Origin of the sequence: Cellulomonas sp. IC4_254 (assembly GCF_011603975.1) — a bacterium.
GTDB lineage: Bacteria > Actinomycetota > Actinomycetes > Actinomycetales > Cellulomonadaceae > Cellulomonas.
Genome location: NZ_JAANNB010000142.1, coordinates 1 through 10430, shown reverse-complemented (window position 1 = coordinate 10430; position 10430 = coordinate 1). Strand labels below are relative to the sequence as shown.

General features: G+C 76.8%; 9 protein-coding genes. 6 read left to right on the top strand and 3 right to left on the bottom strand.

Annotation, left to right across the window (positions count from 1 at the left end; genetic code table 11):
• A partial coding sequence (locus tag G6556_RS13575; protein ID WP_166942317.1) for a DHA2 family efflux MFS transporter permease subunit occupies positions 1–1511 on the bottom strand: 1511 nt, incomplete at its 3' end.
• A 244-nt stretch (positions 1512–1755) separates the two neighbouring features.
• Between G6556_RS13575 and G6556_RS19620 the strand changes: the two genes are divergently transcribed.
• On the top strand, positions 1756–2130 hold the full coding sequence (locus G6556_RS19620) for an ATP-binding protein (RefSeq protein ID WP_166942320.1): 375 nt from the start codon (positions 1756–1758) through the stop codon (positions 2128–2130).
• 65 nt (positions 2131–2195) lie between these two features.
• Here G6556_RS19620 and G6556_RS13565 read toward each other — a convergent pair whose 3' ends face one another.
• Positions 2196–2978 carry an endonuclease/exonuclease/phosphatase family protein gene (locus G6556_RS13565; RefSeq protein WP_166942314.1) on the bottom strand — a complete coding sequence of 261 codons (783 nt, stop codon included), beginning with the start codon at positions 2976–2978 and terminating at the stop codon, positions 2196–2198.
• Between the two features lie 59 nt (positions 2979–3037).
• Here G6556_RS13565 and G6556_RS13560 point away from each other — a divergent pair, with 59 nt between their 5' ends.
• The 4 genes from G6556_RS13560 (at position 3038) to G6556_RS13545 (ending at position 6660) form a co-directional block, all read left to right on the top strand.
• Entirely contained in the window at positions 3038–3667 is a 630-nt protein-coding gene (locus G6556_RS13560; protein ID WP_166942311.1) for a nucleotidyltransferase family protein, read from the top strand.
• Positions 3668–3908: 241 nt separating this feature from the next.
• The gene (locus G6556_RS13555) at positions 3909–4355 is read left to right on the top strand and encodes a sigma-70 family RNA polymerase sigma factor (protein WP_240934494.1); all 447 of its coding nucleotides are present in this window, start codon (positions 3909–3911) and stop codon (positions 4353–4355) included.
• A gap of 114 nt (positions 4356–4469) precedes the next feature.
• A complete protein-coding gene (locus G6556_RS13550) occupies positions 4470–5909 on the top strand; it encodes a hypothetical protein (RefSeq protein WP_166942305.1) in 1440 nt (479 codons plus the stop codon).
• 211 nt (positions 5910–6120) lie between these two features.
• Positions 6121–6660: a hypothetical protein gene (locus G6556_RS13545; RefSeq protein WP_166942302.1), complete on the top strand. Its 540-nt coding sequence runs from the start codon at positions 6121–6123 to the stop codon at positions 6658–6660.
• A gap of 139 nt (positions 6661–6799) precedes the next feature.
• Here G6556_RS13545 and G6556_RS13540 read toward each other — a convergent pair whose 3' ends face one another.
• Positions 6800–8842, bottom strand: coding sequence for a beta-galactosidase (locus G6556_RS13540; protein WP_166942299.1), 2043 nt, complete (start codon positions 8840–8842; stop codon positions 6800–6802).
• A 219-nt stretch (positions 8843–9061) separates the two neighbouring features.
• Here G6556_RS13540 and G6556_RS13535 point away from each other — a divergent pair, with 219 nt between their 5' ends.
• The gene (locus G6556_RS13535) at positions 9062–10381 is read left to right on the top strand and encodes an extracellular solute-binding protein (protein ID WP_166942296.1); all 1320 of its coding nucleotides are present in this window, start codon (positions 9062–9064) and stop codon (positions 10379–10381) included.
• Positions 10382–10430: the final 49 nt, after the last annotated feature.

Below are 10430 nucleotides of genomic sequence, written 5' to 3'. Positions count from 1 at the left end.
CCCCCCACCGGCCCGGCCGCGGCGGCCGGCGGCTCCGGCGTCGGCAGCCCCCCGGGCGCCGGCGGCGCGACCGCCGGGGGCGGGGCCACGTCGGCCGCCGACCCCGGGATCGCGATGGCCGACACCACGGCCCCCGCCGCCATGAGCCCGGCGCAGGCGAGCATGGCGACCGGGTGCGCGTGGGCGAGCACCTCGGGGTCGGACAGCCCCGCACCGACCCCCGCGACCAGCGGCAGCACGGCCACGGCGAGCAGGCCGGCCACCCGGGCGACGGCGTTGTTGGTCGCGGACGCCACCCCGGCGAGGTGGTCGGGTGCGGCGGCGAGCGCGGTGGCGGTGAGCGGTGCGACGGTGAGCACCAGCCCGCCGCCGACGAGCAGCACCCCGGGCAGCACGTCGAGCAGGTAGTGCGCGTCGGCCCCGATGCCGCCGAGGAGCACCGCACCGGCGCCGGCGAGCAGCGGCCCGACGGTCATCGGGATGCGCGGTCCGATGCGGGCACCGAGCGCGCCGCCCTGCGCCGACAGCAGCAGCATGAGCAGCGTGACGGGCAGCGACGCGATCCCGGCGGCCAGCGGCGACCAGCCGGTGACCACCTGGAGCGTCACGGGCAGGAAGAAGAAGATCCCGGTGAGCGCCGCGTAGACGAGCAGCGTCGCGAGGTTCACCGCCGCGAACGGCCGCCACCGGAACAGGCGCAGCGGCAGGGCGGGGTGGTCGGAGCGCGCCTCGGCGACGAGGAACGCGACCAGCGCGAGCACCCCGGCCGCGCCCACGGCGACCACCGGTCCCGTCGGGGTGCCGGCCTCGGACCACGCGGTGAGCGACCAGGTGAGGGCGCCGAGCCCGATGCCGGCGAGCACGGTGCCCAGCACGTCGAGCCGTCCCGACGCCTCGGGGTCGGCGGACTCGGGCACGAACCGCAGGGCGACGGCCACGACCAGGGCCGCGAGCGGGATGTTGATGCCGAACACCCAGCGCCAGCCGACCTGCTCGACGATCCAGCCGCCCAGGAACGGCGCCACGGCGCCCGCCGCACCGCTCAGCCCGGACCAGGCGCCGATGGCCTTTGCGCGGTCGCCGGCCACGAAGGTCGCCTGCAGGATCGCCAGCGACCCGGGGGTGAGCAGCGCGCCGCCGACCCCCTGCAGCGCGCGGGCCGCGACCAGCAGGCCGACGGTCGGCGCGACGGCGCAGAGCACGGACGCGGCGGCGAAGGCCACGGTCCCGATGACGAACACCCGCCGCCGGCCGAACCGGTCGCCCAGCGACCCGCCGAGCAGCAGCAGCGCCGCGAGGGTGAGCGCGTACCCGTTGACGGTCCACTGGAGCCCGGCCGTGGTGGCGCCGAGGTCGTCCGCGATGGCGGGCAGGGCGATGCCGACGACGGTGCCGTCGAGGAAGACGAGCGCGGAGCCGAGGACGGTCGCGAGCAGCGTGCCGCGGCCGGCCGCGGAGCGCAGGACCAGTCCGCCGGGCGCACGGTCGGCGGGGTCGGCGTCGGTGGGCACGGGACCTCCTGCGGCTCGGGCGGTCGGCGCCGACGCCCGCGTCCGGCGCCCGCCGCGCTCTGCGACAGTACGGCCGCAGAGGCGCGTCGGGCACCCCCGTGACGGTCCCGGAACCCCCACCCGGCGTGTCGTTCGGTCAGCGGACAGGCTCCGCGTCGGGCACAGTAGGCGGGTGGGTGACGTCAGGGACCTTCGTTCGGCGCCGGGTGCGAGGCGTGCGGACGCGCGCGCAGAGCACGACGAGCTGGTCCTCGACGCCCGACGTTCGGCCCCGCGCGCGGCGCGGCACTGGATCATGCACCGGGTGGCCGCGTCGGGTGTCGCGGGGTCGGCGAACCAGGTGATCGAGCTGCTGACCGGTGAGGTCGTGGCCAACGCCGTCGTGCACGGACCGGAGCACGGGCGCGTCCGGGTGGCCGTCCGGATCGACCACCGCGGCGTGCGCGTCGCGGTGACGGACGAGAGCCCCGCGCGCCCGCAGGTGCAGCACCCCGCGCCGACCGCGGTGAGCGGCCGCGGCATGGCGCTCGTGGAGGCGCTCTCGCGCACCTGGGGCGTCGACGAGCACGGGGACGACGGCAAGACCGTCTGGTTCCTGGTCGACCCCGAGGCCGACTGACCCCAGGACTCCCGCGCCGGGTCCCGGCCGGCGCCCCCGGCCTCAGCCGGGCACCCCGCCCGGCCTCAGCCGCGCGCCCGGCCCTCGCCGACCGCGAGGTCCACCACGAGCGCGCGGTGGTCCGACATGCCCGTGTCGACGGCGATCGGCTCGCTGGACGGCACGACCGGCCCGTCGAGGAGCACGTGGTCGATCTGCCGGTCCGGCACCTCGACGGGGAACGTGTCCACCCGGCCGACGGAGCGCCAGCCCGAGACCCGCGCGGGCGTGGCGCCCTCGAGGTTGAGGTCGCCGGTGACCGCGATCGGTCGCGGCAGTCCCCGGCACGCCCGCACCAGGTGCCGCAGCTGGACGACGTTCCACGCGGTGATGAAGGTCAGGTGGGTGGCGACGACGGTGAGGGGGCCGTCCGGGGTCTCGACGACCGCGGCGAGCGCGGCGCGCTGCTCGTCCTGCACGAGCGACGGGCGCCGGTTCCCGCGGTGCACCATCGGCACCCGGCGACGCAGCGTCGGCAGCGTGAGCACCCGCCACGCGCTCACGGGGTGCCGGCTGAGCAGGGCGATGCCGTAGGCGGCGATCGCCGGCTGGTCCTCGCCGGTGGCGGCGGTCCAGGTGCCGGGATGACCGTGCAGCGTCGCGACGAACCGGTGGGCCTGCGCGCCCATCGCCTCCGCCGCGACCGCGGTCAGGTCGGCCCCGTGGGACCGCGGCTGGTCGCGGTCGACCTCCTGGAGCGCGAGGACCTCGGCGTCGAGCCCCCGGACGGCCGAGGCGAACCGGTCGAGGTCCACCTTGCCGTCGGTCAGGCTCCGCCCGTGCAGGATGTTGAACGTCGCGAGTCGCACGTCCGCGATTCTTCCCGCCGCCCTGCGGACGCGCGCGTCGTCGTGCAGACTCCGGGGGCATGACCTCCGACGCCGCCACCGCCGCGGCCGTGGGTGCCGAGGTGGGCCCCGGCGCCGCGGACCCGCCCGACCCGCGCACCGCGCTGCAGGACGCCCTCCGGATGGCGGCCGTCGCGCTGGAGGAGGCGGGGATCGCGTTCGCCCTGGTCGGCGGGTACGCCGCGTGGGCCCGCGGGGCGCCCGAGCCGGACCACGACGCGGACTTCGCCATCTCGGAGGAGGACGTGCCGCAGGCGCGTGCCGCGCTCGCCGCCGCCGGCCTCGACGTGCAGGACCCGCCCGAGAACTGGCTGTTCAAGGCGTTCCACCACGGCGCGCTGGTCGACATCCTGTTCCGGATGGTCGGCGAGCCGATCACCCGCGAGATGCTCGCGCGCTCGGACGTCATGGAGGTGCTGGCGGTCCGGATGCCGGTGCTGGACGCCACGGACATCATCTCGGCGAAGATGCGGGTGCTGGGGGAGCACTACTGCGACTTCACGCGGATGATCGCGATGGTGCGGGCGCTGCGCGAGCAGATCGACTGGGAGCGGGTGCGCGAGGAGACCTCGGGCACGCCGTACGGCCGGGCGTTCCTGCTGCTGGTGCACGAGCTGGGCGTCTCGCCGGTGGGCCCGACCGAGCGCTGACCGGCGGCGCGCGGCCCGTCCGGGGCGCTCCGCCGACTCGCCGCGGGGACGGTGCAAGAACGGGCGCCGACGCGACACAGTGGGGGTGATGGCGTGCGCCCACGCGCGCGCCCCGCCACCGACGCGAGGGGAACGCGTGCACAGCGCTCAGCAGCCGGCCGCCGGGACGGACGACGCCACGGGGACGGACGGCCCCGCCGGTACCGCCGTCGGGCCGCGCGACGAGCCCTGGTTCGAGGACCTGTTCGCCCGGCACGCGACCGCGGTGCACCGGTACCTGCTGCGCCGCGGCGCGGGCGACGACGCCGAGGACCTCGCGGCCGACGTGCTGACCGTCGCCTGGCGCCGGCGCGCCGAGGTGCCGGACGGCCACGAGCTGCCCTGGCTGTACCGCACCGCGGGCTTCGTGCTCGCGAACCACCGGCGCAAGGGCCGCCCCGTGCCGGTGGAGTCGGTGCCCGACGAGCCCGACCCCGACGACCCGGCCGTCCTCGCGGTGCGCGACGAGCGGGTGCGCGAGGCGCTGGCCCGGCTCAGCGCCCGGGACCGGCAGGTCCTGCTGCTGACCGCGTGGGAGGGGCTGTCGGGCGAGGACCTGGCCCTGGTGCTCGGCGTGTCCCGCGGCGGGGCGGACGCTGCCCTGTCCCGCGCCCGCTCCCGGCTCCGCGAGGTGTGGGCCGCGGACTGACCGCAGGCACCGCGCCGGTCGACGCCGTGCAAGACCCGGCGGGCCGGCGACACAGAGGGGGTGGACGCGCCCGCTCCGCACCGGCGGCGGGCGCACGGACCCGAGGAGACCACCGTGGACGAGCACCGCGACCCGCACCCGGACCCGGCCGACGGCACGGCCCGCGCGCAGGACGAGGCCCTGGCGCGGCTGCGCGCCGCGGACCCGGCCGCCGACGCGCGGCTCGACACCGACGCGCTGCGCGCCGAGGTGGCCCGCCGCGTCGCCGCCGGACCGGCCGAGCACCCGGCCTCCGGGACGGACCGGGACGGCGACGCCGCGGTCGTGCCGCTCGCCGCGCGGCGCCGGTCGCGCTGGCTCCAGGTCGCGGCCGTGGCCGCCGCGGCCGCCGTGGTCGCCGGAGCGGGCGGGTACGCCGTGGGCGCGACCGGCGGCGGCGGGGACGCGGTCACGGCCGACGCCCCGATCACCCTGTCCGGCCCCGCGGCCGAGGGCGCGACGGCCATGGACGGCGCCGCCTCCGCCGCGGACATGCGGATCGCCCCGTGGTTCGGCGGGCGCGCGGTCTTCTCCGCGTCCGGGCTGGCCGACGACGCCGGCTCGGCCCACGCGTGGGCGTTCGACGCCGCGTCGGTGTTCTCCGCCGAGACCGCGGCGCGCGTCGCCGGGGTCCTGGGCGTCACCGGCGACCCGGTGCAGCAGTACGGCGCGTGGACGGTCGGCCCGCAGGACGGCTCGGGCGCCACGGTGTCGCTGCAGCCCGACGGCACCGCCGGCCTGAGCTACTACGACCCGACGCGCGACCCGTGGTCCTGCACCGCGTCCGCGACGGACCAGCCCGATGCGGGCGCGGCGGTCGAGGGCGAGGCGGGCTCCGGGGCGGCGACCCTGGACCCGGCGCTCGTCGACCCGGCGCTGCCGGGCGTCGTCGGCCCGTCGTGCGACCCGACGGGCGGTCCCGCCCCGGCGGGCGACGCGGCGACCTCGGCCGTGCGGGACCTGCTCGGCTCGCTCGGCGTCGACCCGGACGGCTACCAGTACGAGGTGGTCGACACCGGTGACGCCCGCTCCTCGTCGGTGACGGCGTACCAGGTGCTCGACGGGCAGCAGACGGGCCTGACCTGGTCGGTGACGCTCGTCGCCGACGGCGTGCAGTCGCTGTACGGCTCGCTCGCCCCGCTCGTCGACCTGGGGGAGTACCCGGTGGTCGGCGCGGCCACGGCCGTCGAGCGGCTGAACGACCCGCGGTTCGGCGCCGGCTCGGGCGGCGCCATGCCGCTGGCGCGGGCGGAGGCCACCGACGGCGCGGTCACGGACGACTCGTCCGCCGCCGCCTCCGCGGACCCGACGGTGCCGCCGACGGCCCGGCCCGGCTCGGCGATCCCGTGGTCGGTGCAGCAGGTGACGATCACCGGCGCGCGGCTCGGCGTGACCCAGGTGTCGGGCGCCGACGGCGCGGCGCTGCTGGTGCCGGCCTACGAGCTCACCGACGCGGACGGCGCCACCTGGAGCGTCATCGCCGTGGACGAGGGTTCGCTCGATCTCGCCGGGTGACCGGTGACGCCGGGTGACCGGCGACGCGTCCGGCCGCGGAGGGCGGCCGGGCGCGCAGGGGGCGTCGCAGCCCTGACGCGGGCGGGGAGCCGGGAGGGACGGCTCCCCGCCCGCGGTGCGTCCGCGGCAGCGCCCCGGCCCCGCAGCGGCCAGGCCCCGGAGCGCCGGCCCTGCGGTTGCCGACCCGCTCCCGGCACGGGACCGTCGGTGGATGGGACGACGACACGACCGCACCGTGCACCGCACGCACCACCGCGCCGGCCCGGGCCCCGTGCCCGGTGACCCGACCGTGGCGCTCGCGCAGCCCCGGCGCCGCGGGACCGCCGCCGGCCTGCTGCTGCGCAGCGCCGTGCTCGGCGTCGCCGCGGGCAGCCGGGCCTCCCTGGCGCTCGCCGCGCCGACGCTGGCCGACCCGGCGAGCGGCCGGGTCAAGCGGCTCGGCGCCCGCCTCGGCGTCGTCGCCGAGCTCACCGGCGACAAGCTGCCCAGCACCCCGAGCCGGTTGGACCCGCCCGGGCCGCAGAGCCGCGCGGTCGCCGCGGCGCTCGGCGGCGTGGTCCTCGCTCGGCAGCGCGGCCGGTCGGTGATCCTGCCCGCGGCGACGGCGGCGCTGTTCTCGGCCGCCGGCACCTGGGGCGGCGCCGCCTGGCGCGCCTGGGCCGCGCAGCGCGGACCGGACTGGCGCGGCGCGTTCGCCGAGGACGCCGTGGCGCTGACCCTGGCGACCCTGGCCTCCCGCACCCGCCACTGAGCCCGCCCGGCGCCCGGCGCGCCGACCGCCTCGGGCCGGCCGCCCCTTGCGCACCGCGAATGCCCACCCGACGCGTCGAGCGCCTATCCGCGGGATAGGCGCTCGACGCGTCCGCTGGGCGCTCGCCGGGCCGTGCGGGTCAGTGCGCGACCTCGATGACCCGCACCTGCCCGCCCGGGACCTTCGCGGTGCCGGCGAACGCCTCGCCGGTCAGCAGGTCGGTGCCGGTGGCGGGCAGCTCGGCCGCCTCGGCGCCGTGGTTCACGGCGACCAGGTAGTCGGCCATGGCCCCGTGCCGGCGCACGACCTCCAGCTCGGCCGGCAGCCCGGCCGGCGCGAGCCCGGCGTCGGCGTACACGGCGGCGAGCAGCGGGGCGAGCCCGTCGACGGACGGGCAGGTCGACACGTACCAGCCGGTGCCGTCGCCGTGGGCGTGCCGGGTCACGGCAGGGCCGCCGGGCAGCGGGCCGTCGACGTAGGTCGCGACGACGTCGGCGCCGTGCAGCGTGACGTCCTCGGTCCAGACCGCGGCGGGCGTCGCGGCGGTCCCGGCGAGCGGCCCGGTCCAGGCGACCTCGACGCGCTCCCCGGCGCGCAGCGGCGCGTGCTCCTCGACCGTCACGCCGAGCGCGGGGCGCAGGAACGCCGCGAACCCGCCCGCGGGCACGGCGTCGTCCTGGTCGACGACCCCGGAGAACGCCCCGACGACCAGCGTCCCGCCCCCGGCGACGTAGCCGTCCAGGTTGCGGCCGGCCTCCTCGGTGAGCAGGTAGGACGCCGGGGCGACGACGAGCCGGTAGCCGGACAGGTCGGCCTCGGGGTGCGCGAAGTCGACCGTGAGGCCGTCCTGCCAGATCCGGTCGTAGTAGGCGCGGATGCGCTCGCGGTGCCCGAGGTCGACCGAGGGGCGCCACTCGAGGTCCTGGGCCCAGAACGACTCCCAGTCCCAGAGGATCGCGACGTCGGCCCGCACCCGCGAGCCGCGCACCGGCGCGAGCTTCCGCAGGTCCGCGCCGAGCTGCACGACCTCGCGGAACACCCGGGAGCCGGTGCCGGCGTGCGGCAGCATCGCGGAGTGGAACTTCTCGGCGCCGCGGCGGCCCGCGCGCCACTGGAAGAACAGGATGCCGTCGGCGCCGCGGCCGAGGTGCGTGAGCGAGTTCCGCGCCATCTCGCCCGGGCGCTTCGCGAGGTTGCGCGGCTGCCAGTTCACGGCCGACGTCGAGTGCTCCATCAGCAGCCACGGCTTGCCGCGGGCGACCGACCGGGTGAGGTCGGCGGCGAGCGCGAGGCCGACGTGGCTGCGGTGGTCCTCGGCGGTCAGGTAGTGGTCGTCGGAGACGATGTCGACCTCGTCGGCCCACTTCCACAGGTCGACGGCGGGGCACTCGGCGGCCATGAAGTTGGTGGTGACGGGGATCGTCGAGTGCGCGCGGATGGCCTCGCGCTCGGCGACGAAGCACTCCCGCAGGGCGTGGTCGGTGAACCGCGCGAAGTCGAGCCGCTGCGCCGGGTTCGTCACGGACGGGGTGAGCCGGGGGACGTCGACGTGCTCCCAGGTGCCGTAGCGCTGGCCCCAGAACGCGGTGCCCCAGGCGGCGTTGAGCGCGTCGAGGGTGCCGTAGCGCGCCTGCAGCCAGGTCCGGAACGCGGCGGCGGAGGTCGCGGAGTAGTCCTCGGAGACCGGGGCGCCGTACTCGTTGTGCACGTGCCACAGGGCGATCGCCGGGTGCGCGCCGTAGCGCTTCGCCAGCTCGGTGGTGATCCGGACGGCGGCGGCGCGGTACTCGGGGGAGGAGGGGTTGGCCATGCCGCGTGAGCCGAAGCCGAGCACGGTGCCGGCGCGGTCGACGACCCGGGTGTGCGGGTAGGTCGCGAAGAACCAGGCGGGCGGGGACGCGGTCGGGGTGCCGAGGTCGACGCGGATGCCGTTCGCGTGCAGCAGGTCGATCACGCGGTCGAGCCAGCCGAAGTCGAACACGCCCTCCTCGGGCTCGAGCAGGGCCCAGGAGAAGATCCCGACGCTGACCAGGTTCACCCCGGCCTCGCGCATCAGCCGCACGTCGTCCGCCCAGACCTCCTCGGGCCACTGCTCGGGGTTGTAGTCGCCGCCGTAGGCGATGCCGTCCAGGCCCAGGACCCAGGGGGTGTCGGGGTGGGCGGACGTGGGCTGCGCGGTCATGGATCTCCTCGGGCGACGCTGCTTCGGGCTGAGCACGGTCCCAGCCACGGAGGGCGGGACACGAGTAGGTAACAGGAGGCTGGCCCGTGTTGACAAGCCTTGTGCTCCGCATCGTACTGTGACCGTGCACAGCCGATGTGCACGAGACACAGCGCGGTGATCGCCCGCGGTGTGACGCCCCGCCGCGAGGACGCGGCGGGTCCTTGACGAGGAGGACCGATGCGCCTGCACACAGCGATGAAGACCGCAGCCGTGGTCGCCGCGACCGCGTTGCTCGCGGCCGGCTGCGGCAGCGGCTCGGACGGGGACGGCGGGTCGTCGTCCGCCGACGGGCCCGTCCAGCTCACGTTCTGGACCTGGGCGCCGGGGATGGAGGAGACGGTCGCGGAGTGGAACGCCGCGAACCCCGACATCCAGGTGACCGTGAACAAGCAGGACGGCGGCGACCCGGCCATCACCAAGCTGCTCACCGCCATCAAGGCGGGCTCCGGCGCGCCGGACCTGATGCAGACCGAGTACCAGAAGATCCCGACGCTGGTCGCCGCGGACGCGCTCGCCGACCTGTCGGACGTGCTCCCCGCCGACCTGTCCGACCAGTACGCGGACGGCACCTGGGAGTCCGTGACCCTCGGCTCCGACGCCGTCTACGGCGTGCCGCAGGACTCCGGCCCCATGCAGTTCTACTACCGGGCCGACATCTTCGAGCAGCTCGGCCTCGAGGTCCCGACGACCTGGGACGAGTACGCCGCCGTCGCCGAGCAGCTGCACACCGCGGACCCGAGCAAGTACCTCGGCACGTTCTCCGCGAACGACGCGGGCTGGTTCACCGGCCTCGCGCAGCAGGCCGGCGCCTCCTGGTGGGGCATCGACGGCGAGTCCTGGTCGGTGGACATCGACGCCGAGCCGACGCAGAAGGTCGCCGAGTACTGGGGCGGCCTCGTCGAGCAGGGCGTCATCGACAACAAGCCGATGTACACCCCGGAGTGGAACGCCGCGCTGAACGACGGCTCCCAGGTCGGCTGGTTGTCGGCCATCTGGGCGCCGGGCGTCCTCGAGGGCAACGCGCCCGACACCGCGGGCAAGTGGGCCATGGCGCCCATGCCGCAGTGGGAGGCCGGCGACGACGCGACCGGCAACTGGGGCGGCTCCGCCACCTCGGTCACCTCGCAGTCGGAGCACCCGCAGGAGGCCGCGGAGTTCATCGCCTGGATGAACGGCAGCCAGGAGGGCGTGAACGCCCTCGTCGAGCACGGCAGCCTGTACCCGGCCGACCTCGACGCCCAGGCGGAGGCGCTGGCCGAGCCGCCGGCCTTCTTCTCCGGCCAGGCCGACTTCTACGACATCGCGGCCGAGACGGCGAAGGGCGTGCAGCCCTTCACCTACGGCCCGAACGTCAACGTCGCGTACTCCGCGTACAACGACGAGTTCGGCAAGGCCACGGAGGCCCGGACGGCCGACGCGTTCCTCGCGGCCGTCGAGGCCATGCAGACCGCCACGGTCGACGACCTGAAGAACGCGGGCTTCTCGGTCGCCGAGTGACGCCCACGCCGGGGCGGGACGCCGCGCGCGTCCCGCCCCGGCACGGCCA